This window comes from Clostridia bacterium, assembly GCA_034926675.1.
Classification (GTDB): domain Bacteria; phylum Bacillota; class DTU025; order DTU025; family DTU025; genus JAYFQW01.
The window spans coordinates 1-22,474 of record JAYFQW010000011.1 but is presented as its reverse complement, the minus strand read 5'-3'; the positions used below and the strand labels follow the sequence as shown (position 1 = coordinate 22,474).

21 protein-coding genes and 3 pseudogenes are annotated in these 22,474 nt (G+C 56.0%); 7 read left to right on the top strand and 17 right to left on the bottom strand.

What is annotated here, in order from left to right:
* Positions 1 to 536: 536 nt before the first annotated feature.
* From VB144_04710 to VB144_04695, 4 genes are all read right to left on the bottom strand, one after another.
* On the bottom strand, positions 537 to 929 hold the full coding sequence (locus VB144_04710; GenBank protein ID MEA4882959.1) for a transposase: 393 nt from the start codon (positions 927 to 929) through the stop codon (positions 537 to 539).
* A gap of 275 nt (positions 930 to 1,204) precedes the next feature.
* Complete coding sequence (locus VB144_04705; protein MEA4882958.1) at positions 1,205 to 1,732, bottom strand: hypothetical protein; 528 nt, start codon at positions 1,730 to 1,732, stop codon at positions 1,205 to 1,207.
* 184 nt (positions 1,733 to 1,916) lie between these two features.
* Positions 1,917 to 2,267: an MATE family efflux transporter gene (locus VB144_04700; GenBank protein MEA4882957.1), complete on the bottom strand. Its 351-nt coding sequence runs from the start codon at positions 2,265 to 2,267 to the stop codon at positions 1,917 to 1,919.
* A gap of 22 nt (positions 2,268 to 2,289) precedes the next feature.
* On the bottom strand, positions 2,290 to 3,582 hold the full coding sequence (locus tag VB144_04695; GenBank protein MEA4882956.1) for a hypothetical protein: 1,293 nt from the start codon (positions 3,580 to 3,582) through the stop codon (positions 2,290 to 2,292).
* Positions 3,583 to 4,284: 702 nt separating this feature from the next.
* On the opposite strand from VB144_04695, the gene VB144_04690 reads away from it, so the two are divergent.
* On the top strand, positions 4,285 to 4,674 hold the full coding sequence (locus tag VB144_04690; GenBank protein MEA4882955.1) for a PBECR2 nuclease fold domain-containing protein: 390 nt from the start codon (positions 4,285 to 4,287) through the stop codon (positions 4,672 to 4,674).
* 219 nt (positions 4,675 to 4,893) lie between these two features.
* Here the strand turns inward: VB144_04690 and VB144_04685 are convergent, their stop codons facing one another.
* On the bottom strand, positions 4,894 to 5,241 hold the full coding sequence (locus tag VB144_04685) for an NUDIX domain-containing protein (GenBank protein MEA4882954.1): 348 nt from the start codon (positions 5,239 to 5,241) through the stop codon (positions 4,894 to 4,896).
* Positions 5,242 to 5,287: 46 nt separating this feature from the next.
* Between VB144_04685 and VB144_04680 the strand changes: the two genes are divergently transcribed.
* Entirely contained in the window at positions 5,288 to 5,551 is a 264-nt protein-coding gene (locus VB144_04680) for a thioredoxin family protein (protein ID MEA4882953.1), read from the top strand.
* Positions 5,552 to 5,621: 70 nt separating this feature from the next.
* Here VB144_04680 and VB144_04675 read toward each other — a convergent pair whose 3' ends face one another.
* The 4 genes from VB144_04675 to VB144_04660 all read right to left on the bottom strand — a co-directional run bounded on the left by VB144_04675 (position 5,622) and on the right by VB144_04660 (position 9,018).
* Positions 5,622 to 6,140 (bottom strand): hypothetical protein, encoded by a 519-nt coding sequence (locus tag VB144_04675; GenBank protein ID MEA4882952.1) that lies wholly within the window; start codon positions 6,138 to 6,140, stop codon positions 5,622 to 5,624.
* Positions 6,141 to 6,490: 350 nt separating this feature from the next.
* Positions 6,491 to 6,859, bottom strand: a complete 369-nt coding sequence (locus tag VB144_04670) for a type II toxin-antitoxin system PemK/MazF family toxin (GenBank protein MEA4882951.1) — start codon at positions 6,857 to 6,859, stop codon at positions 6,491 to 6,493.
* Positions 6,840 to 7,973, bottom strand: coding sequence for an XRE family transcriptional regulator (locus VB144_04665; GenBank protein ID MEA4882950.1), 1,134 nt, complete (start codon positions 7,971 to 7,973; stop codon positions 6,840 to 6,842). Before VB144_04665 ends, VB144_04670 begins: the two co-directional genes overlap by 20 nt.
* 79 nt (positions 7,974 to 8,052) lie before the next feature.
* Positions 8,053 to 9,018: a transposase gene (locus VB144_04660; protein MEA4882949.1), complete on the bottom strand. Its 966-nt coding sequence runs from the start codon at positions 9,016 to 9,018 to the stop codon at positions 8,053 to 8,055.
* Positions 9,019 to 9,250: 232 nt separating this feature from the next.
* Here VB144_04660 and istA point away from each other — a divergent pair.
* Both istA and istB read left to right on the top strand, forming a co-directional pair.
* A pseudogene (gene istA, locus VB144_04655) lies at positions 9,251 to 10,759 on the top strand (IS21 family transposase).
* Positions 10,760 to 10,772: 13 nt separating this feature from the next.
* A complete protein-coding gene (gene istB / locus VB144_04650; GenBank protein ID MEA4882948.1) occupies positions 10,773 to 11,531 on the top strand; it encodes an IS21-like element helper ATPase IstB in 759 nt (252 codons plus the stop codon).
* 293 nt (positions 11,532 to 11,824) lie between these two features.
* Here the strand turns inward: istB and VB144_04645 are convergent, their stop codons facing one another.
* From VB144_04645 to VB144_04625, 5 genes are all read right to left on the bottom strand, one after another.
* Positions 11,825 to 12,586, bottom strand: a complete 762-nt coding sequence (locus VB144_04645; protein MEA4882947.1) for an ImmA/IrrE family metallo-endopeptidase — start codon at positions 12,584 to 12,586, stop codon at positions 11,825 to 11,827.
* An 11-nt stretch (positions 12,587 to 12,597) separates the two neighbouring features.
* Complete coding sequence (locus VB144_04640) at positions 12,598 to 13,077, bottom strand: helix-turn-helix domain-containing protein (protein ID MEA4882946.1); 480 nt, start codon at positions 13,075 to 13,077, stop codon at positions 12,598 to 12,600.
* 19 nt (positions 13,078 to 13,096) lie between these two features.
* On the bottom strand, positions 13,097 to 13,375 hold the full coding sequence (locus tag VB144_04635) for a DUF4258 domain-containing protein (GenBank protein MEA4882945.1): 279 nt from the start codon (positions 13,373 to 13,375) through the stop codon (positions 13,097 to 13,099).
* Between the two features lie 892 nt (positions 13,376 to 14,267).
* Positions 14,268 to 15,386 (bottom strand): HigA family addiction module antitoxin, encoded by a 1,119-nt coding sequence (locus VB144_04630; GenBank protein MEA4882944.1) that lies wholly within the window; start codon positions 15,384 to 15,386, stop codon positions 14,268 to 14,270.
* A complete protein-coding gene (locus VB144_04625; GenBank protein MEA4882943.1) occupies positions 15,383 to 15,718 on the bottom strand; it encodes a killer suppression protein in 336 nt (111 codons plus the stop codon). Before VB144_04625 ends, VB144_04630 begins: the two co-directional genes overlap by 4 nt.
* A 979-nt stretch (positions 15,719 to 16,697) precedes the next feature.
* Here VB144_04625 and VB144_04620 point away from each other — a divergent pair.
* Positions 16,698 to 17,267: pseudogene (locus VB144_04620) on the top strand (hypothetical protein).
* A gap of 583 nt (positions 17,268 to 17,850) precedes the next feature.
* Here the strand turns inward: VB144_04620 and VB144_04615 are convergent.
* Both VB144_04615 and VB144_04610 read right to left on the bottom strand, forming a co-directional pair.
* Positions 17,851 to 18,621: a nucleotidyl transferase AbiEii/AbiGii toxin family protein gene (locus VB144_04615; protein MEA4882942.1), complete on the bottom strand. Its 771-nt coding sequence runs from the start codon at positions 18,619 to 18,621 to the stop codon at positions 17,851 to 17,853.
* Positions 18,614 to 19,381 (bottom strand): hypothetical protein, encoded by a 768-nt coding sequence (locus tag VB144_04610; protein MEA4882941.1) that lies wholly within the window; start codon positions 19,379 to 19,381, stop codon positions 18,614 to 18,616. Before VB144_04610 ends, VB144_04615 begins: the two co-directional genes overlap by 8 nt.
* Before the next feature lie 1,091 nt (positions 19,382 to 20,472).
* Here VB144_04610 and VB144_04605 point away from each other — a divergent pair.
* Together VB144_04605 and VB144_04600 are read left to right on the top strand one after the other, a co-directional pair.
* Positions 20,473 to 20,864: pseudogene (locus tag VB144_04605) on the top strand (IS21 family transposase).
* Positions 20,865 to 21,060: 196 nt separating this feature from the next.
* Positions 21,061 to 21,489: a hypothetical protein gene (locus VB144_04600; GenBank protein MEA4882940.1), complete on the top strand. Its 429-nt coding sequence runs from the start codon at positions 21,061 to 21,063 to the stop codon at positions 21,487 to 21,489.
* Between the two features lie 262 nt (positions 21,490 to 21,751).
* Here the strand turns inward: VB144_04600 and VB144_04595 are convergent.
* A partial coding sequence (locus tag VB144_04595; protein MEA4882939.1) for an ATP-binding protein occupies positions 21,752 to 22,474 on the bottom strand: 723 nt, incomplete at its 5' end.

Sequence of the window (22,474 nt, the reverse complement as noted above, 5' to 3'; positions counted from 1 at the left end):
GGAGAATCTCAGCAAGGCGTACATTGGCCTTCCCACGGTCATGTCCTGCACGCCAAAGAGTGCATTGATCTTTTTGAGCATACAGCAACCACCTTTTCCTCGATGATCATGCCATGTAAACGCCGATAATGCAATGTGTGATAGCGAGGGGCGGTAGTTCCGCAAGGCATTTTGGTGCACCATCGCAGGAAGCAGCACCTCCTGATCGGCGTATGGAATCTGTTTCCATACTGAGTCTTGCTGGCAATACCCCCTTCCCCAAGCTTAGGGCTTCGGAAACTGCAATTGCATCATTCCATTGCCCAGATTACAGTGTCGACATGACGGTCGTCTAGCCTGTTTTACAGGGCGGCAACGGCAGAGGCTGAATAAGCGCTTCCATGCCAACTAGGATCTGGCGTGCCAACTCCATCAAAGTGACTCCCCTCCGGGGCGCATCCTTGAGGTTCTCCCGTCTTCGACACCTCGTAGGCAGACAGAGCGCGTAGCAGCAGTCAAACCCAGCAATGGCGAAGCCAGATTATGATGCCGTGTTACTACGAGGTGGGCTTGGTTTTGAGCATGATTTCGTGGGTTTTCTTTGGCGCCCCGATGGCCAGGCGGGATAGAATGGCCTTTTGAGCTGGGGTTATCTCTGTGCGTTGGACAACTCGGCCATCGGAGGACTCGATCTCAACAATGCGCATTCTCTCGAGCTGGGTCCTGAGATTTGGCCATGTGTCGCCAACCTTCGTCTCTGCTGCCCTTACGAGGAGAAGCGCCATCCAACAGATGAGGATGTGGGCCCTCATCCTGTCGACGAGCCGATGATACATGGGGCGGAGGTCCAGGGTGGACTTGAGTGATCTGAATGCATCCTCTACCTCGAGAAGTTGCTTGTATCCCAAGGCGACATCCTCAGGTGAAAGCGTGTCGTCAGAGGTCTTGATCAGGTACTTGCCGTCGAGACGGGCTTCCTGTTTAACCTTGGCCTGGTCTATTCGGGGAACGCCATCCGCACCAAGCTTGAGGTGCTTTCCGTATCTCAGGCTCGCATGCGTTCGCCTGCTATGTGGTGGCCTCCGGCCCTCTGAAGATGCCTCAGGTTTTCGGCGGAAGGGAACCCGCGATCAACCACCGCTATCACACGGCCTAGCTTCCAGCCCGAGAGATCTTTCTTGACTTCGGCGATGACCTCCGTGTCGTTGGTGTCTCCAGGCCATACCTAGCACCTAACCGATATTCGTTCTCTGGTGACGGCAAGCCCGATCACCGCCTGAAGCAGGTCTGGCCTGTGATCCTTGCTGTGGCCAAGCCGACGGAGTTCCTCCTCGTCTTCAGGGTCCGGTTCCACTTCAAAGTAGGTTGAAGCAGTGTCGAAGTAAAGCAGGTCCACTTCCAGGTTGAGCAGGTTCGCTGTGGAGAAGAACACGGATTCCTGGATCTGTTCGCCGTTTGCGATCAGGAAGTCCATGGCCCGGTAGAGCTGATGCACTTGAACCTCAGGCAGTCCCGAGATGACAACATCGTTTCTGATCCAATCCTCGATGGCCAGCTTGCTGCTGGGGGCGAGAGCCCGGTTGGCCGTCATGGCGAAGATGGCCCTTTCCACCGGGGCGGCGAACTGACGATCAGCGAGAAGCCTAGCCAGCGTAGCACGTATGCCGAGCTTCTCCCAAAGCTGCTCAAGCACCCAGGCGCCGCCCAGAGCCCTATCGGAGTTGACTGTTGCTGATCCAATGTCGAATCCCATTTGCGCTGCAACCTGCTCATCCTCGGGGAGGACTCTAGCGATGCTCTACATGAGCCTTCTAAGCGCGTCCCTGTCGACCAATTCCTCTTGACCGAAGATATAGACAATCTTGGCCACGGGACAACCCGTCTTCGGATCCCGCTCATTGTGAGCGAGCTGAAGATACTTGACGATGGAGCCATCCCTATTGGTTCGCTTGGCAGTTCTCATATACATGCCTATACTGTACCGCATGTATTCGGCATTGCCAAGCAGATACTTGTAAGATGACAGTAGTGAACATTGAAATCCACATGGAGGGCATAGTGTCGCCGGCGCCGCGCATGATGCCACCGAAAACTTGGGTTATCGCCATGGCTACATATCCGGCCGCCAATATGCGAATCTGCCTTACACCCAGGCTAATGATCTCTTGTGTGGTAGTAAACATACTTATCAGGTATTTGCCGAATATCAGCAGCGAGGCCACCAGCACAAGTGACGTAATCAAGCTTACTTTCAGCATGTCTTTTGACCCCTGGTTGACACGGTCCATTTTGTTCGCACCTCCACAGAGGCTATAGAGTGCGCTTCCGGTGTCCGAGGTCGCGCCACTGGTTCCGAATGTCCAGCGTCTGGTACACAGCGGACGAAAGCGGAACACCAGCAGAGTGATCATGTAGTCCCAGTGTGGGGTCGGCCACCGCGATTGTCGGATCAAGCCAGTCTGCCTTCTCCATGGCCCACTGAACCCATCTTCTCTTCTCTTCCAGCGTGTTCGGGTCGGATACGTCACCCAAGCTTGACGCTACCGCCATAGAATATGCACGAATCTCATTTGCACTCTGCCAATCCATGGCCTGGTGCATGAGAGCATGAACACGCTTCAGTTCGGCCTGCTGAACCTCCTCTCTTTCGAGCCTCCGTATTTCCTCCTTCAGCTTCCGGCCAGTTTCAGCCTCCCGCGCCTCACGCGCGACTCGAAGGCTCTCCCCGATTTCCAGAAGTACCGTTAGGGCAGTACCGATAACCGAATCCAGCGACTGTCTGGCAGTGTCCTTGAACACCCGTTTCGAGGAGTAATCGTACAGGAACTGAAGCTCGAGCTCTCCCGTGTGAGCCTTATCGTACGGGGGAGGAGAGAAATGCCGTTCCTTCTTTCGCCTGGCTTCTTCTTGGACCGTCAGCGCGTGTGGAGTCCACTTCGATTTCTCGACTAGTTTGAGCCGAATGCGGTCCTTCCCTATCAAGGCATAGGTGTGCTTGTCTTTGGCGTCTATGGCCATTGATCCGCCCAATTCCTCAACACGCTTTATGAACGCATCAAGAATCCTGCATGCTCGGTTCACCTGGTCCTCTGATACCTGTATGTCGAGTACGGGCTTGTCTTCGTCCTGCCTCGGCAGAATCCCATATGAGTCGAAGCTGCGCCGACTCTGGCGCTGCCACTCTTTTTCGCGTTTTCTGCGCGCCGTGAGTTCATCGAGATACTCCGTAACCAGCCTGTGGGGTGCAGAAAGCTTGTCTTTTGCCTGAACTGATTGGCAGATGCCAAGAACCCGCTGCCGCTCCTGTTCGGGCAAGAATGTGAGCAGGTCCTTTGACCTTTTCTTTGCCGTAGCGCCTCTGCCGCCCGGACGCGAAACGCAGACTGTGGTTGCCCCGGAGAACTGGGGCAGAGGCTCTCTCCGGACATCTTTGCCGGCGTACAGCTGTGCCCAGTATCCCGGGGAAGGAGCTGGTATGCAGAGTGTCCTGCAGACTTCGCGAATAGCTGCATTCGTGACCCCGTAGCGTTCCGCCACGTCTCCTATGGGCTGTGCCCAGATTTCCTCGTAGAGTTTCTCTCTCTCGTACTCGATTTCGTCCATAGAATTTCCTCCTCTGATGCGCATTCAGCTGTCAGTATCCAAAGAGCGGTGTGAACTCGGTGGAAGGGCATTAGGGTGTTGACTGGACAGCCGCCACGTGGTTCTCTTCGGGTGCAGACAAAACACAATCCGAGGGGGTAACCGCAATGGCAGCTGTCAAGAGAAATGCACCACTTCTGGATATTCTCTGCCAGACGGGAATGGACGCGGATTATCTGAGGGACGGTGCCAGATGACCTGAAGTACAAGCGCCCACATAGCAGTCAGCGGGCGGAAGACCGTAAGCTAGATCGGCGAGCTGTCGTCGGCGATGGCCCCCATGAGATAACCCCGGGTGTGTTCGCGCGGGCCGCGGCGCCCCGCATTGCGCCGGCGGCCTGCGAGCTCCATGTCGACGTAGCCTGCGATCCGCGTTTTCCTGAGAAGGAGTCGCGCCGCATGGGATGGAAGCAGTTCTTCGATGTCTTTGCTCCGCACTACATGGGTGAGGTGTTCACTCGCAGGCTACATCGAGGATTCGCCAGCCGACGCTTTTGGGTCTCAGCGTGCACCATGCGGCTGTTTCGCGCGGAGGAAAATCGGGATCAATGCAGTAGTTACAGAAGGCAAGAGGGCCGGTGCCGAGCTCAGCGTGAAGGGCAGTGTCCACTACCGGCTTCAAGGATCTCAAGACGTTCCTGAGTTCAAGGGCGGAGAAACGCAGTGGAGATCAAGCCATCACAAGCGCTGCCGCAATGTGTCGGCAACCTTTCGCAGGAAGTGATCTCACGCCTAGGTCTGCACTATGGTTCGGGGCCAATATACATCGGTCCGTCAAATGTCGAACACATAAGGTGCAAGCACCCCGTCGAATTCGTCAAGCACTTGCAGGATATTCCTGATATCATCGAGAATCCCGACTACATCGCGGTTCATCCCCGACAAGGTGGCGTTGAGTTCGTAAGGATGTTCGAGGAGAACGGTGTGATGGTGTCCGTGAGGCCATCAGCAAAAGGCACGCTTTTCGTCAGGAGTATCTACGCCGTCACCGACGAACGTGTGCAGAGCTATCTGCAGAAAGGGACTCTCATCAGGTTTGAAGAGGAATGCTGACAAGGAAACCCAGAAGAGAACCCCCCTTGAGTGTTGCCGGAAAGACAGGTATACTAAAGGCGTGTTGGTGCATCTTGTGTGCTGAAGGCCGATGAGGGCAGAACAGGCATCTGCCGCCCTTGTGGAGATGTAGGAGTGCCACCCTACCATCTGCCTTCCGTTTCTCGAGCCGGGCCGAATGCCCGGCCTTCTTCATAGCCTCGCGAGGCAAAAGCACCGTTACGGGCGCCGAGCGTAAGCCGGAGCTTGAAAGCCTAAGCCCGCTCGGAGTCTATAATTCAACTCCCACAGAGCGGTTCTGTTACTGTCCCATTTGAGCATCTGCCTTGCCGTATCATACTCCGCCCACTTGGAGTCAACGTGTTCGCCGGAAAGTGTTATCTGAGCATCCTCAAACGCTTCTCGCCTTGCGGCCTCCAGAGGAGTCTCACTTCCTTCCCCGCCTCCGGCAATCGCCTGCCAGTACCCGCCATCAGACATTTGACGCCGGAAAACGCAATAAAGGATCTCACCGCTGGGAGCAACGGCGTACGGAAGAATCAGCACCTGAAAGGGAGCACGGCTCACCTTTCACCCCTCCTATACAGGCAAACTCAACATCCGGGAACAGCCCATGTCGTCTGTTCCATCGCAATGCCCAGTGGCCGCAGCGCCCTGGGCAGGATCAGGCTGCGCAAAATGTCGCAAGACAGAAGAGATGATATCTGAGACCATCAAAGAGCTTGGGATAGAGGCAGAGGTTGTCCATGTCACCGATATTGGCGAAATCGTGGATCGCGGGATCATGATCACGCCAGCTGTTGTCATCGACGGAAAAACCGTGAGCGAAGGCAGGGCGCCGTCTGAGGCCCAGATAAGGTCATGGTTTGGGCGGTAGCTTGCAGCTGGCGCTTGGGCGTTGGCCGCCGCTGCCCGGCCGGCGCTATTCGTGGCTGAGGTTGCTCAGATCAGTGCAGTAGCCTGAAAGACCCGGAAATGCCGCAGAGTAACCGCCGACCCCGTCCCACACCGCTCCACGGTCGTCGATTGCCGGTCATCATATCATGCTGCCTATTAAGACTGACTTGCCACTTGCCGTTCTGCCTGTGTATGTCCAGCCCGATCAGGGCGCCAACGTAGTCCGGCACCCGACTCCTCCGTGACAGGGTGCTCTGTGCATCGTCTATCAGGATCTCGCTGTAGAGCTCGGCGCCGTGGGCGCGTCCATTGGGTTCTTCTGAAGACTGGCCGAGCATGAGCGAGAAGTCCATTCCGAGGTGGACGTTGGCATCGTTGCCCGGGCGGTGGTCCTGCTGGTTGATCAAGTGCTGCAGGGCATAAACCGGGAACTCGGGGAAGGGCCAGTAGAAGAGCGGGGACGGGTTGCAGGAGAGCACTGTGGTCTCGCTGATGGATACTCTCAGCAGTGGAGTTGCCTGCTGGTTGAGTCTCTGACCAATGAGGGTTCTGTTGCCGTCTCTCTCCATCAGCCCCGCAGACCGCAGGTACTCCGGCTTCTCCGCGGCTAACCTGTATCCTAACTGGCATAGGATCCGCCGAGCCAGACAGGCACAGCGATCCGTCTGCCTGGGATCCGTTCCTGCCTGGTCCCCACTTGAACGACACTAGTCCGCTTGCGAAGTCGATCCCGACAGCAAACGCCGCCGCTGCCGCCGCGACACACACTGCCCACATGAACACTGCCGCCCGTCAAGAGGTCGATCGGAGTCTCATTTTGCCCTCCACGCGAATCACAATCGTGTAGACAGCTGCCACGGGAGGCCGAACGCCACGCGCCCTCCAGAGGAGTGCATTGCGGCGGCCGTACGCGCACTACCTAGGACGAGATATCGAGCACGATGGCCAGCGCCGCCGAGATGTCGCTCATGTCGTCAGTTGACAGCACCCCAAGGAGTCTCATGAATCGGTCTTCGGAGACGCATCGCACCTGGAGTGCGTCCGCAGCGCAATCCTTGGTCAAGCCGTTGCGCCTATCTGGGATAAGTCTCACCAGCCACACCTTACCGGCGAATCGTTCTTGCCACTCAGTAATGGGCACGACGACGCGAACCGACAACGTCCCAATGAGGTCGTGGCTGACAACGACACATGGCCTGGTCTTCTGGATCTCTGCCCCCACCGTAGGGTCAGGCGCCACCAGCCAGACCTGGCTTCTCTTGATACTGCTATTCCTCTGTACTATCATCCAGATCACCCAGCTCTGCTCTGATCCAATCGTCTGTCTCAGAGTCGCCGCGGTACCATGCTGCAACCTCCGCGGCCTGGGCAGCCAGTTCGTCCTCTGTGAACTTAGGGATACTTGGAGAGACTCGCCCAAGGAGTTTGTCAGCGGCGACTGGCGTCAGCAACCCCTCAGCTACCGCCTGACGCACCAGTAGCGGCATTCTGGTGGGCCGTTCTTCGGGCGCCAGTGGCCAGGGCTCCTCTTTGCGCCAACCGCGAGCACTAAACGTGCGGAACAGCGACTCGTAAGCCTCCCTCTGAATTATGCCGAGGTCGAACGCGCGGCGCGCCCAGGCTTGCATGCTCATTCCGTAGGAGCGCTTGAGAATCGCAAGCTCGTCGATATCGAATCGCGACCTTTGGGGACCGAGTTCGCTGATCACTGCCTTCTGCGGGGCAAGGAACGCGCCAGCGAACCGGTGAGCAGCCTTCTCCTCGTCCACCTCGGGCGCGGTGTCGAGAACCATGTGACCGAGCTCGTGGGCAAGAGTGAACCGCTGCCTGTCGCCTGACACACCCGCCGGAATAGCTATCACCGGTATGATCTCGTTGGCAACGCAAGAGAAGCCATCAAACCCTTCCACGCCATCTATCATGACGACCTTAACCCCATGCTCCTCAACTGCGGACACAACACTGCCTATCGGGTCGAACCCCAGCCCCCATGACATGCGCAGTTGATCGGCGGCGTTCTCCACATCCGACAGGCACTCGATCCGGCGCCAGCCGACGCTGAACTTGGGGGATTCCCTCTCAGCGAAAAGGCTGTCTACGAAGATCCGCTTCTCAAGCTCTGAAGCGATTCTGGCTTCGACACAGTCCTGAACCTTCTTCGCCATCGAGGCTTTTCCCCGATAAGCGGAAGCGCACATCTCCACATGCACCTCGCGGAAGAAGAAGTCCATGTCGACTCCGAACAGGCGAGCCAGCTTAATGAGGATGGACTGCCGAGGTACATCCTCCCCTCTCTCCCACTTGTAGACTGCGTTTCTGGACACGCCAACTGTCGTGGACACGTTCTGAACGCTCAGTCCAGCCGACACCCGCGCCTGCCTGATCCGGCTCCCTAGATTCATGACGGCTCCTCCTCCTTGGTTTACATTATGCGTGTCGTTCGCAGTCGTGTAAACCTGGGCTCGGAGAGACTGCTCTATCCTACCCGCTCCCCCAGCGCCCCTTCGAGCACCTCCGCGACATAGTCCACCTCGTCCTCGGTGATCCTGTTGTGGAAGGGTATCTCCACGCTGGTGCGGCCAGCCTTCTCCGTGACGGGGAAGTCGCCTTCCTTGTAGCCCAGTCTATCATGGGCCAGCCAGACCCCTGCCTCGCCCCTGCCCTGGTTCCGCATGCTGTTGCACAGCGCGGCAACGCGGTCGTTATGGGAATGGGCAGACAGAGTATACGCGGTGGGACTTTCAGCTTCAACCGTTCAAAAAGCTCCTTGAGATCGTCGCTTGGATTGTTGGCTTGCCACACCTCGCCGGCGCGCGTTCGATGAATACCAACCTGTAGCGTGTCGAGGACCTTCTTGATCTGAAACCAGGTCCGGCCGCTCTCGTTTTCCGCTACACGAATCAGAAGCATAGCCAACCAACATAGAAGCACGTGGGCCCGGATCCGTTCGGGCAAGCGATGTCGAATGGGACGAAGGTCGGCTACATGTTTCAGATCGCGAAAAACCCGTTCGACGGCGGCCAACTGCTTGTAGCCAAGGACCACATCCCGCACAGAGAGGCCCTCGTCCGAGGTGCTGACGAGGAGCTTCCCGTCCAAGCGCTCCTCCGCCTTGATCTTCTCGCGATCGATACGGAGCCTTCCTGTCTTCGTCTGATGGATGTACCGACCGAACACCGCATGCGAGCGCAATGCGCACGCGGCCTTCTCGTGGGGTTCACCCTCAAGCTGCTTCAGCACATCCAAACGCCGGGTCGCCTCAGCGACGATGTCGTCCCGCTTCTTTCGATCCCGCTCGGCTTCTGCGGGGTTAAGCACCACAACAAAACGACGCCTTGCTTCGCTGTCGCCGCCGACGATGATCTCTCTGAACTCCAAGCCGTTGTCAAGCGTGTGGTAGCGACCGCCGCGCGTCAGCGCTTCCGCCGGCTTCGCCGTACGGCCCAATCTCATCTTCTCGCCGATGATGTAATGTCCGCCCGCGCCCTGCAAGATGCGTCGGTTCTTCTCCGAGTTAAATGCATATTCCGGAGCAATTCGTCCGGGGCGACTGCCTCGGTTCGGAGCTGAAGCGCGCCGGCAACGATGCCACAGGATCGCCGCGCAGAGTCACCGAACTCCCGTAAGCAAGATGTTTCTGGGAGGGTGATTGGGGGCCGTGGCAAACAGGAGGTTGTCGATGCGCAAGATCAGGGAGATCCTAAGGCTTTATCACGAGATGGGGTTGAGCCGTCGCCAGATTGCCGAAAGCCTGCAAGCTGCCCATAGCACCGTCGGCGATGTGATCAGGAGGGCTAACGGCGTCGGGCTCGGCTGGCCGATCCCGGATTCCATGACCTGGGACGATGTGGAACGCTTGCTCTATCCGGGGAACACAAGCAAGCCCAAGACCAGACCCATGCCGAAATGGGAACAGGTTCACCGCGAGCTCAAGAGCAAGAAGTCCGTTACTCTGCAGCTTTTGTGGTATGAGTACAAGCAGGCAAACCCCGATGGGATTCAGTACAGCCAGTTCTGCGCCCACTACCGCGACTGGGTGCGCAAGCTTGACGTTGTCATTCGGCAGACACATCGCGCCAGCGAGAAGATGTTTGTGGACTTCGCCGGACAGACCGTGCCGATAAGGGATCGGGCCTCAGGTGAGATCGAGGACGCGTACGTTGCGGTATTGGGGGCGAGCAACTACACGTATGCAGAGGCCACGATGGCAGGATCTGAGATCATGGGTGGACTTGACCCGGAACGCCCTGGAGTTCTTCGAGGGGTCGACGGAGATATGGATACCCGACAATCTCACGGCCGGAGTATCGAACGCTTGCCGCTACGAGCCGGACATAAATCCTACCTACAGCGAGATGGCCGAGCACTACGGCGCGGTGGTTATCCCAGCGCGACCCCGAAAACCGAGGGACAAGGCGAAGGTCGAGAATGGAGTGCAAGTGGTAGAGGGATAGATACTGGCCGCAATACGTAACATCACCTTCTTCGACCTGCATCAGCTGAACAGCGTCATCAGGGAGAAACTGGACGTACTGAACAACAGACCGTTTCAGAAGATGGACGGAACGCGCAGGTCCGTGTATGAGCAAATAGATAGGCCGGCGCTTAAGCCCCTTCCGCAGACGCCTTACGTGTTCGCTAGATGGAAGAAGGCGATTGCTAACATAGACTACCACATTTCGGTGGACCCAACCTGTACAGCGTCCCCTACAGCCTCATAGGCCATGAGCTGGACGTTCGCCTAACTGGGAGTACTGTAGAGGTGTTCAACCGCGGACAGCGGGTGGCAATCCATCAGAGGGCTATCGGTCGCGGGCAGATCATTACAGAACCAAGCCACCGCCCTGCATCGCACCGGAGACACCTCGAATGGACGCCTGAACGGATGATCCGCTGGGCCGAATCGGTGGGGCCCAACACCGGCAAGCTCGTGAAGATGATACTCGAGAGAAGGCCCCACCCAGAACAGGGGTATCGCTCATGCCTGGGGATCATCAGACTGGCGAAAGCCTATTCGGCGGAGAGACTGGAAGCTGCGGCGGCCAGGGCGCTGGCGCTGGGCGGCATCTCATACAAGAGCGTAAAGTCCATTCTCAAAAGCGGGCTGGATCAGACGCCCCAGCCCGACCAGGCGCCTCAGGCGATGCCCGCCCATGCCAACGTCCGCGGACCAAGCCACTTCAACTAGGAGGCCCGATGAAATGCTGGTTGAACACACTATAACACGGCTGAACGACATGCGCCTGACGGGGATGAGCGAAGCCTACTCATCCCAGAAGGACAGGCCTAACATACATGAGCTGTCTTTCGACGAACGCTTCGGCATGCTGGTCGACCGGGAATGGGCTTGTCGGCAGGACAGGCGGCTGTCTCGCCTGCTCAAGGCGGCTAAACTACGCCTCCCGGCATGCGTCGAAGACATCAACTACCGGCAACCCCGCGGCCTAGATCGAAACGTTGTCGTTCACCTGGCTGCATGCGATTGGATCAGGAACGCTCAGAACGTCCTGATCACCGGGCCTGCGGGCGTGGGCAGAACGTTCATAGCCTGCGCCCTAGCCCACTCCGCCTGTCGACACGGATTCAGCGCGCGGTACTACAGAGTGCCGCGCCTGCTATCCGAGCTAACCATCGCCCATGGCGATGGATCGTATCCCAAGATGCTAAGCAGGCTGTCGAGAATACGCTTACTGGTATCGGACGACTGGGGAACGGCGCCGCTGGGGCCCTCGGAAAGCCGCGACATCCTGGAAATCGTCGACGATCGCAGCCAGCTGTCCTCCACGATCATTGCTGGCCAACTCCCGGTTGAAGACTGGCGCGCGTCCATTATCGACCCGTCCGTGGCAGACGCGGTCCTTGATCGCCTTATTCATAGTTCACACAGAATACGCCTGAAAGGGGAGTCGATGAGGAAGGTAGAACAGCGACCGCAGCGAAGCATTGACCAAGGGACATGATCCCATACCGTGCGTCGCTTCGCTCCGACCTGGCCAGCCGGGGCCTGTCGGAACCACCGGATTCTTTGGCCCAGAACAGGTGGACGAATTCACCGGAATACGCACTTCAAGGCCAACCGTGTGCCGAGCTTCTCCCAACTCCTTGTCGGATGGCTCATCGCGTGTGCCTATCAACTGTCGAACTCGACGGTACCCCGTGTCTGTGTTGGTTGTCGAGGACATCCGCACCTCTTTCCTTCTCTGATCAGATACGTGGATCATGAGCCGCTCTGAAGCACGGAAACTGCCAGCCATCAATAGTCTTCCTCCTGATCTGGAAGGCTCAGCAGGCTAAGTACCATGTTCAAGCGATGGAATGGGATCGACTCCTCCGCTAATAGCTGATCACGCCTACTATCTGTACACCACGCGCTCGCCAGAACCTGCTCAGTGCAGCCAGGTAGGTTCCCCGATGTGAAGTAGTCAATGGCATAGGTGTGCTCATGGAGGATGCCTCGCCTAACGCTGAAGGGGAAGCTTCTTGAACGAACGGCCCACTCGATCCTATCCTTACTCGACAAAACGACAGCGACAGGTTCACAAGTACCCTGAACAACCTTAACTGCCGTGGCAGTCATTGAAGTGCCATAGGATTCAGCTAAGTCTCTCACCACCCGCATAGATGGAGGACCCTTCAACGCCTTCTGTAGCTCGCTCAAGGGCAACAGCAATTCACTAGCAAACTCATTCGCTTCCCGTTCGCGCATGCGAACAGAGCGGTAGTTGGAAATCTCCTCCTCAGTGCATCGGAACTCGCGGGAGTTGTGGCTGGGAATGCAAAAGTGGCCTAGCTCATGGGCTACTGTAAAGCGCTTGCGGCTATCGTATGTACACTTGAGACTTATGAGAATCAGGGCCCTGCCGTCCAACCTGAGCAGCGCGCCGTCACACCGATCGAGTTCATCCTCGTACACATCAATGCCCAGGCTGCTCGCGACTTGCACCACATCAATGGGGCCTTGTAGCGCCAGCTTGAACCTGAGTTCCCTAGCATACTGTTCCGGCGACAGCGCCATGACCCTTCTACCTACTTGTCCTTGAGTTTCTGGAGATATGCTCTGATGGTTTCCTCATCCTTCACCGATAGGCTTTCAGCCAGTCCTGCCCGGGCCGCCAAGTAGAACGAATTATCCGTTCCTGCCTCATGCTCTGAGTTGTTCGTCTGCAGTGCCGCTAGCAGCTGATCTCGTATGAACCGCCACTCTCGCCCGACCTTCACTGCCGGAAGCTTGCCCGAGCGGGCAAGGACATACACCGTCTGGCTGCTCACCCTCAGCAGGTCCGCGACTTCCTGTACATTCATGACCTCGGGAGGTGCTTCCTCTAGCTCGAGCCCGCGCATGATATTTTGCATCAGCCGCACATCGTCCGGCTCATAAGCCTGCTCGCCGCAGCTGCCGCACACCCATGCCTCCAGGCCCCCGAAGACGAGCTGACGGCCTTTCCAGTTCGCTTCGATATCTCGCTGCGCCTTTCGCATCTCACCGCCGCACACATAGCATTTCATGGCGAAAACCTCCTCGCAATCAGTCCTCACCCTCGCGCATTACTGTGATGATAGCGGGGCTAGGCCAGCAAAGGGCCGCTACCATGAGGAACGGTTCTTGGTTCTCATCGCGGCCTCGCAAGACCACCTTCACATCTTCTCCATGATCCTGAGTCCTCAGAAAGTCGCCTTCTAGTGCGCACCGCTTAATGTCGTCGATAGTGATTCCCCTTTCACCCATACGCCGAAAAGCATGCTGGCTTATGGTGTACGAGGAATCCTCGACCGCCTTGCGCAACAGGGCTAACCATGCGTACATCATTATACCCTCCACAATAAGCTAATGCAAGTTAACGTAAGATAGTGATGGCGCAGTCCGCATCACGTCTTTGGGTCTGCAGCATGAACATGAGACTACGGCCATCTCGTGCGGATGCGTCGGGTGACAGCAGTGTTCAACTGTGTGGCTTTCGCCAATGGGGCTACTATCCAGTACAGGATTTTACATGCTCTTGCTGGATAATGCAAGGTAAACGCTCTGCACTTGTCCCATCTTCAGCACCATTGACGGCAGATGATGATGGGTTTCTGGCCCAATCGGGGCGGCTACGAAGTTAGCAACTGATGGAACAAGGCGTGACCTTGCCTTTTCCAGTTCTGTTGCACATTCTGGGTCAGTAGTACCACCCCCTGCTAATCTCCAAGTCGTCACGCAATTGGCGTATGCATGCACACGATCCTTGCCGCGTGCACAAGGCCCAGCTCTACCCGTGTACGGAACGCACGTCTGTCAACGCCGCTTCTGAGTCGCGATCGCTTACACAGGTCTCGGGATGTAGCGATAAGGAGTGGCCACAAGCTCATCATGTTCATGTCATTCGGGATTATCGGTGACCACCATATCCGAGTAACCTCACTATGAAGCTGCTCCGGTTTGATAGACACCCGGGGCAGCTGCGACTATTTTAACGGCATCGCCAAATGCATATAGATTCGTGAGGCGTGAGACGGGACCCAACACGGTATATCCTGGGCGCGGCGCGGCATGAACCAGGTCATCGGCGAATCCGTCCACTCTCAATCCTGCTCGCGCGGCAACATCGGCGACCACTGCGCTATGGCGGTCGCTGGCGCCGATATTGTAACGACTGCGCTGCGATGACACTGAAACCCCACGTCACGGTGCCTCATCCATATTCAGTCTCCCAAGCTCATTCAAGCTCATTCGGCCATTGCAGGTGCACCTTGAGATCGTTGAGGCACCTGTATGCCAGTAGACCCTCATGTTGCAGTCGCCCGACCACAATTCCTGGGTCTATGCCGATTGATCGAGCGAACTGGAAAACCTCATCCCGACTCACCCAGCCCCGATTCAGGCTCTCTGCGAACGTACGATATTGACTCGGGGGGATCAGAGTGTCTGCAGCAAACTGGTTTGCCAGCAACTCCGCTTCGTCTGCAGAAGCATGCAAGTCTGGCTCATCCACGAATGTATCCCCCTGCGCTCCGTGCAATAGGTGCCCCGCCTCATGAAAGAACGTGAACCAGAGGTGGTCATTGGTCTTATATCTAAGACTCAGCTGGATCATCGCCTTATGCCTGTTCAGCCATCGAGTTGCGCCAGAGGCCCTGCACTTCGACAGCTCCGGTACGAAGACCAGTGCTACACCGGCCTGAGCACATAGCAGTTGCGCCTTCAGGACAGAAGCCTTCGGCTGCTCTAAGGTAAGCGACCGTATGTCTCCCAAAGCGGAAACAAATGCCCGCCTTCGATAACGTTCGCACTCCATGACCCTCGCGTCGATTTCGCCCTTGCGAAGCCATGCAGCCACCGCACCGGGGTTAGCATCGAAAACCAGTGATCGGCGATACGCGGCATCCGGAGCAGCCCATACCTGGCGCCACGCCTCGACCGACGCTACCCCGAAGTACTCAAGGCCTGCCCTGACACGTTCGGCTACGCTCGCGCCCGGTACGACCCAGCCGCGTTTCACAAGCTCAGTAATGGGTATCTGCTTTAGCCATTCGCGTTGTGCACTTAGCTCGGTGTTGTCCTTCAGACCAAGCAGATACTGCTGATATTGCTCCTCTCGAGCTCTCCAGAAATGTGCGGGGACGCCCAACACACGTTCAAGCTGTAGAGCGGTATCCAGCGTTATCGCGGCCTTGCCCTTGATAATCTCGTTCACAGTCTTGATAGGCCGACCCATACGCTGAGCCAGCTCTGCCTGGGTCATGCCCAACGCTTTGATAGTCTCCAGCAGCGTGGAACCAGGCGGCGTAACCATCCTGGGTACGTACTCAAACAGCCCTGCGCCCTTCTCAGTCAATGGTAATCCACCACCTCAAGCACGATAATGGACTTCACCTTTGCCCACTCAAGACCCCCATCCGGCTTTCGGGGTACTGGATCGTCGGCAGGCCTGAAGATGAGCCTAAATGGTTCCTTGGCATGGACCGATAGCGTTCCCAACCGATCACCAGTGAGCTCGTGACACCGTGCTCCGCGCAGGTGCCGCACGTCTTCAAGAACACTGGCTGCTCCCAGCTCGTCGAGTCTTCTCGCTACTATCTTGGCACAGTCGGCTCCCCAACGACGCCGCCCAGCGGAGATGTGTGTACACGCCAACATCAGGTCCTCATCTACAAACAGTATGCGCACGTTCCGCCCTCCAAGTCAAGGCCAATCTTAATGTAATGGGTTAAGATTCGTGACATGGTGTCGTCCTTACTGTACACCCGTGATACATTCTTCTCAGTCGTACGACGTATAGATATTTCCATTGATGCATGTAAAAGCCTGCAACACTTGCATCTAGTCGACACCATACTTCAATTTCGTATGCACATGGACGGCAGCTTGCGCCTCATCGCTGGGGTAACAGCGCATGCAAGAGCAGACGCATCGCGATGTCGACGAAGCCCACCATCTACGAACTCTCACGTGGGACGCCGCGGTCGATGGACCAGATAGCGTAATCGTCGGAGGACAGAAGGTTGGTCGCTACCACTACTGGAACGATGAGCTGCGGGAACGACAATATCTCGGGTCAGGCTGCCAGATAGGATGCGAGCTGGTGGTCTGGCAATCAGCAAGTGGTGGGAACATGGCTCATCGGTTGAAGTCACATTGTATGGCCCGAACCTTGGCGACCCCGACCTTCAAGCGCACCATCGGCCATCGCTTTGGGACTCACAAAAGCCGACGACACCAGATGCAATCGCGATGGAACGGAGCTGTAAGTAGGAGAAGCGGCCGGCCGCAGTCAAACGTACTACTCATGCTGATTGTCGCTCTCACCTGTCGTGTTGATCGTTGGATGGCCAGCCATCTCCATTCTTCTCTGCGATTGCTGAATGCTGGTATTCCTGGGCATGAGTCATGCCACCGCAGACTCTGAGACTGCCAGAATGGCCGGGACGAGTGTCTCCATCCTGCTGATGGGCCAATCGCGTCTATTCAAAGAATGCTTCCGCCACCCAGTTGGCAGAAAGAATGCCGACCTGTTGCTTATCGCCCCTCCAACCAAGGTCTCTTGTCTGCAAGACATTCACTACGCGCTTTCGAGCGTCTTCGGTAAGCCTAGATACTACTAGGTCGCGAGACTCAGCAACCGTATCGCAGTCCTTAAGCGCAGCCTCCGGCCCATGGATATCCCGAGCTCAAGAAGTACTCGCACTTGGTGGGCAACTACGGAGGCGCCCGGCAGGATCAGAGGAACGAGTTCGACCAGTTCCCGGGTGCGGTGCTCATGACCACCAACTGCATTCAGAGGCCTAAGGAGTCGTATAAGGCGAGGATCTACACTGAGCTTGCGCAGAAGTTGCCCCAAGATATCATAATCATGACCTTGGCCTGCGGAAAGTACCGCTTCAGCAAGCTGGAGTTCGGCGAGGTGGCTGGGATCCCGTGACTGCTCGATGTAGGACAGTGCAATGACGCATATTCGGCCGTTGTTATAGCGCTTGAGCTGGCGAAAGCATTCGATACTGACATCAACGGCCTGCCTTTGTCGTTTGTGCTGTCGTGATATGAACAGAATGCAATGTGCATACTGCTATCGCTGCTGCACCTAGCTGTGAAGAACATCAGGCTTGGACCCACCTTGCCCGCGTTCCTCACCCCAGCCGTAGTGGATGTGTTGCACGAGAAGTCTAGCATCATGCCGATAACCACGGCAGACGCTGACCTTGCGGCGATAATGGGGTAGCGAACGGAAGACGGACGAGGACAAGGAGATGGCCGAGGAGACACGGTATAGGATATCATTTCCGGCATACCACAGCCGGGTACCGCATAATACGATAGATGGGTAGCCATTGTCATAGGCGAGCGCGTTGCTAATGGAGGATATATTGCCCCCCTAGCGCCGCATCATCGCGTTCCGCGCTTCGCTGCGGCCGTACTTATACCTACCCTCAGAGCCTGCAGTCGGTTCATCTCTGCCCACGATCCATGGCCTGAACTCGATGACACTTGATCTAGGAATTGCGAGGACAAAGAGCGTAAGCAATGACACGAATCCTCACGATGATCGTCGTGAACGCCAAGAACTTCACTCACAGAGCTTGCCTGGTCCCAGGGTGAAGTGCGCCCGCTGGGCGCAAAGCGTCCGGGAAAACGAAGGGCAACGGCCAGAACCCCGCTCTCGACTACAGACAAATGGCCTTCCAGACTCCGCTACTGTGGGCACACACCAATAGCCATGACATGGCAGCCCCCAACCGCCCAGCTACACCCCTAAAATCGGGTTTTTCAGAGATCTCGTTGATAGACAAGGTTGCTATCTCAATTCACCTCGGCTCACCCAGATCAATGCCGCCTGTGTCGCGCATCTTCCACAATGCCATAGGATGCTGTTCAATCCTTTCAACTATGGTTGCATCCTCAAACAGCAACTCCGGCCGGTATTCCTCGTTGCGGAAGCACGTAACAAACTCCTCTTCGCGCAGAGTTAGGATCATCAACTCGCTAACGAAGTCTTTTACTCGGCTCTTTGCCTCATCTAGAGAGAAGCACTCTTTGCGCCGGATAACTGGAAGCAGGTCGGTGCGGATTCTGTGATTCGTTAACTCGTCTATCCTGGATGTTCCGAATTCGATATCCCGAGTTCTTGACGCCAGCGCCGAATAAAGCACTACGGATTCACGCATGGAATAGTTGATCTCAATCTTGATGTTATCCCAGTTTCCAGCCGAATTGATGTAGCGAAACACCCATGAGTCAAGGCTATGCGCCCTCTTGGCCTTGGGGCTCAGGCTGTAGTTCTGTGTCTCCATATACTTCAGAATATCGGCAGTGATGCGCTGCCGCTCGGCTAGCATGGCGTCTCGGCTAACTGGCTTGAGATAATCCAAGTCAATATCGACAGAGAGGCGTGGTAGGTTGAATATTGTGAGGTTGATCGCTGTGCCACCCTTTAGGGCTACGCTTTCCCTCAACAGTGGATTACGGTTGAAATACTCCAGTATATCTACGAGTCTATAAACCTTTTCCAGAGTGTCACGCACAAACCCAGTATCTTCAGAGCGCCTGGCGAGAAAGTTTCTGCTGTACCTAGGCAAATTCGTCGCCCCCTTGTTCATACATATGGAATAGATTCCTCGGAGCGACCAGCCTCCATTTCCTGTTGTACACGCTATCGCCTAGCCCGTCCGACTGAAGATAGCGGGTGCTCTTGCCGATGCGGCTCAGGCAGTACTCAAAGAATCCATCGGAAATCTTCAGATCCCGTTGGTATTGCTCCAGAATGTAGCCCGTTTTTTGATACAGAAACTGCAAATCATAGCGGTCCAGGTACAGCTTCAGTTTTCCTTCATCCAAGAAGGTGATCATGTCAATGCAATGAAGGAGCTCCTCCAAACCTCCGATTCTGCTGAAGTCCTTCATACTGTCGATCACCGCACGCTCCAAATCCGTCACGCGAATGCCTTCAGTGTTCGCAGGTTCAACCACTCCATCACAGAATTTGGAAGCAACGAATCTATATGTTATGCCTCCAAAACTGAAATCGGCGAAACGAGACTTGGATGCAACAAAGACGTCATAATAGACCTGGTTCGCCACGCCGTAGAACTCAAAGGCGCTGTGATGAGAGACATAGGCAGTCTTGTTGATTGCAGTAGCTATATGGTATTTGGACGCGATAACGTCACCTGTTTCAGGATTTACACAGGAGTAAAGACCGTTCCTGATCTTCCTCACAAGTCCCTTCTTCATCAGCCGATTGACCATTGAATAGGCCGACTTCCTGTTGCCGGTGATAGCTTCCGCATCTGCCACGGAGAAAGTCTTCAATTGCGCAAGCTCAACATACCCAACCACAGCGACCACCTCACTTCAATATAGGCATAACTCTCTTCATAATGCAAGATAAACTCGCCTAGATTAAAGCGCATTCTCCGTGATACTTTGCTTCATGTAGTTGGTTCTTCAGAAATAAAGAAGTATGTGCATGTAATAAAGTCATTGACACGTTGTGCCGAGCAATCGATGGTGCACCTTCACGTGTACTGGGCATCAAGCGCCAAAGGACGCCCTGGCGAAACCCTCAAGAACAGGCCTACACCCTTATGACGCACCGTGCGCTGTCTGCGCGAGCGTCTTCAACTGAAGTAAGCAGCCAAACCCAGATGTAGCTGGATTGCAAGTGTCATCTGACCAGAGCGACGCTCCTTCAATCGTAACGCTGCGCCGCATTCCTTGATCCCCTGGCATCAGGGACAAGCCGCTCGAGGATCTCGAAGCCATCAAACTCTGTATCCTCGTTGCCGACACTCCGCCGTACAGCTAAGAGAAACTCCCCAATACGCACATAGCCTGGATGTCAAATTCGAAATCTGGTGAAGCCACGGTCTCTGGATCCATCGTATGCACGCAGCGCTTCGTCCTCACAACACCAAAATGCTAGAACGCCGGTGCCAAGACCTCGGGCAGCAGATCACAGAAGGGCCAATGCAGCACGGCACATGAGACTGCATCGGCGTTCAGATGCTGCATGCCGCTGTCACGGGCTTGCTGTGTCACGCAAGACACACGCTATGGCTTTGAGCGAAGACTCGTCGATAATGGTACTCGACTCTCTCCAGCTGAGTTCTGGCATAGTGCTGCGTAGTTCTTATGCTGCGATGGTGGGGCGTCAACTGAAAGGTCAATCCGGCCTGCTCACCCAATTTGCGTATGTGCCATTGGACACTGGTCTTGCTGATCCTTTGATCATAGTTGGAGCGGAAGACCCAGGGTTGCTTGTCCTCACGCTGGCCCAACATTCTCTGGAGGGCCCTGACGGCCTTCGTGCTCAAGGGCGCCAGGCGGGCCTCACCGCCCTTTCCCTGCCTGATCGCGGCCTGCTTCAGTGTGAAGCTCAGATACCCAACTTCCGCACTCACGTGACAAACGCCCAGTTCAACGGGTATGAGTACAAGCAGGCAAACCCCGATGAGATCCAGTGCAGCCAATTCTGCGCACACTACCGCGAATGGGTGCGCAAGCTTGACGTCGTAATGCGGCAAACACATCGCGCCGGCGAAAAGATGTTGGTGGACTTCGCCGGCGAGACCGTGCCGATAGTGGATTCCGCCTGGAGTCTATTGGGGGATCGGCAGAGATACGGGTACCCGACAATCTCAAGACCGGGATATCGAAAAGTTGTCGCTACGAGCCGGACATGAATCCTACGTACAGCGAGATGGCCGAATACTACGGCGCGGTGGTTATCCCTGCGCGGCCCCGCAAGCCGAGGGACAAGGCAAAGGTCGAAAAGGGAGTTCAGGTGGTGGAGGGATGGATACTTGCCGCGATACGCAACATCACCTTCTCCGAACAGAGGATGAAGAAGGTCACGGTAGAGCTGTTTGGTGTGGACTATCCGAAGCCCACGACAACGACCGATTGAGGCATCGAATCTGTAGAAGAGCCAGATTTGCTTTTGCGTACACAAACATATAATGAGAAGTAAGAAGTCGTATGGAATGAGGCCTTGGAGCCTCGAGGGGGGAAGGCAAATGGATCGCAAGGGTATTCTCACTAGACTTCTAGCCGTTGTGGGCACAGTACTTGTGTGGATTCCTATCTTGTTCGCTGTCCTAACATCCATAGTTGTAACGATATCTCGCGGCGCGTTCCGATTCGACTATCTGATGCCAGCTGAGCTCTTTCCCATCGCCTTCGTTGGTGCACTACTGCTCCTGTGGGCGGCTCGGCGGGCGCGCTCCCATCAGAAGCTCATTGGTTGGGGTTTCGGTGGCGCAGTAGCGTTTCTTGGCGGCGGCCAACTCTATGCCGTCGTTAGCGGACTCGCCTCAGGTGCAACTGAGCCGACGGGCTGGGTTTGGGCACTGGTCATCGCTTCAATCGCCCTCTATTCGTTGGCGCTTATTGAGATCGGCATTGCAGGCATACTACTGGTGAGAAAGGTACATTCACCCCAGTAGTGTCAGCTCTTCTCGTTATTGTCTTGGGTAGTGGTAGGTGGGGGCATTGACGAGACAGCCGCCATGTGAGACTCCTGTAGTTCGAAAACACATCGTGCATGACATGCGGTGAGGACTCGAAGCAGACTGCACACCTAGAGGAGATGGCATGTACTCTGAAGTCTGCCTCAGGAGAGCTAATGAGACGTTTTGTGTCGTCGCGGGCCTCAGAGTCCTCAGGGAGTAGGAGATGCCGTCCGCCGCTGGGCATGATAAGTGGGCCCTATCTACTCACAGCAGCATATGTTGTGTTTTTGCCCCTGCCGTGCTTCAGGACCAGCTGCTTCTCTGTAAGCGCATTGAGAACACGGATGGTCGTGCTCTGCGAGAGCCCGATAGTCGCTTCTATATCTCGTCTCGAAACGGCATTGCGCCCAATCAAGTAGTCCATGACTTTGCGCTCAGCATCTGAAAGGCCGTCAGACTCAACAGAAACCTCCCGGTGGAGATTGGTGTTGGGCAGCGTTATCTTGAAGGCATTGTCAGAGATCTCGATGACCGGCTGTGCCTTTCGCCCACGATAGCACTCCATGATTTTCGGAATTCCTGTGCCGAACGCCTCTATGAGGTGTAGGCGATAGAACACATTGGCAAGTCGGCTATTGCGCAGGACCGAAACGCCCAGCATCAGATCGCTGTGCGCTATTCCCTTCGGAAGCCCACCGAGCGAGACAAGCTCGATACGATCATCAAAGATGCTGATGAGGATGCTGCCGCTGTAAGAATAGTCACGGTGAACAATGGCGTTTAGCAGCGCCTCTCGCACAGCCTCCGGCGGATAATCAGGCATGTCAATACGCTTCAGTCCCGAGAACTCGGCTCTTGTTCGGTTGTACTTCCCGATGTACTCGTAAACATCATTGACCTGCTTTAGCAGCGAACCCGAGAACTCCGCTCTGTCCTTAAAGACTGTCTTGCCGATGCCCTCAAAAACCGCAACCTTAAC

Coding starts and splice junctions, on each gene's coding strand:
- VB144_04705 (MEA4882958.1), bottom strand. CDS start 1,732: ATGGGATTCGACATTGGATCAGCAACAGTCAACTCCGATAGGGCTCTG.
- VB144_04700 (MEA4882957.1), bottom strand. CDS start 2,267: ATGGACCGTGTCAACCAGGGGTCAAAAGACATGCTGAAAGTAAGCTTG.
- VB144_04695 (MEA4882956.1), bottom strand. CDS start 3,582: ATGGACGAAATCGAGTACGAGAGAGAGAAACTCTACGAGGAAATCTGG.
- VB144_04680 (MEA4882953.1), top strand. CDS start 5,288: ATGTCGTCTGTTCCATCGCAATGCCCAGTGGCCGCAGCGCCCTGGGCA.
- VB144_04675 (MEA4882952.1), bottom strand. CDS start 6,140: ATGGAGAGAGACGGCAACAGAACCCTCATTGGTCAGAGACTCAACCAG.
- VB144_04670 (MEA4882951.1), bottom strand. CDS start 6,859: ATGATAGTACAGAGGAATAGCAGTATCAAGAGAAGCCAGGTCTGGCTG.
- VB144_04665 (MEA4882950.1), bottom strand. CDS start 7,973: ATGAATCTAGGGAGCCGGATCAGGCAGGCGCGGGTGTCGGCTGGACTG.
- istB (MEA4882948.1), top strand. CDS start 10,773: ATGCTGGTTGAACACACTATAACACGGCTGAACGACATGCGCCTGACG.
- VB144_04645 (MEA4882947.1), bottom strand. CDS start 12,586: ATGGCGCTGTCGCCGGAACAGTATGCTAGGGAACTCAGGTTCAAGCTG.
- VB144_04640 (MEA4882946.1), bottom strand. CDS start 13,077: ATGAAATGCTATGTGTGCGGCGGTGAGATGCGAAAGGCGCAGCGAGAT.
- VB144_04635 (MEA4882945.1), bottom strand. CDS start 13,375: ATGTACGCATGGTTAGCCCTGTTGCGCAAGGCGGTCGAGGATTCCTCG.
- VB144_04600 (MEA4882940.1), top strand. CDS start 21,061: ATGGATCGCAAGGGTATTCTCACTAGACTTCTAGCCGTTGTGGGCACA.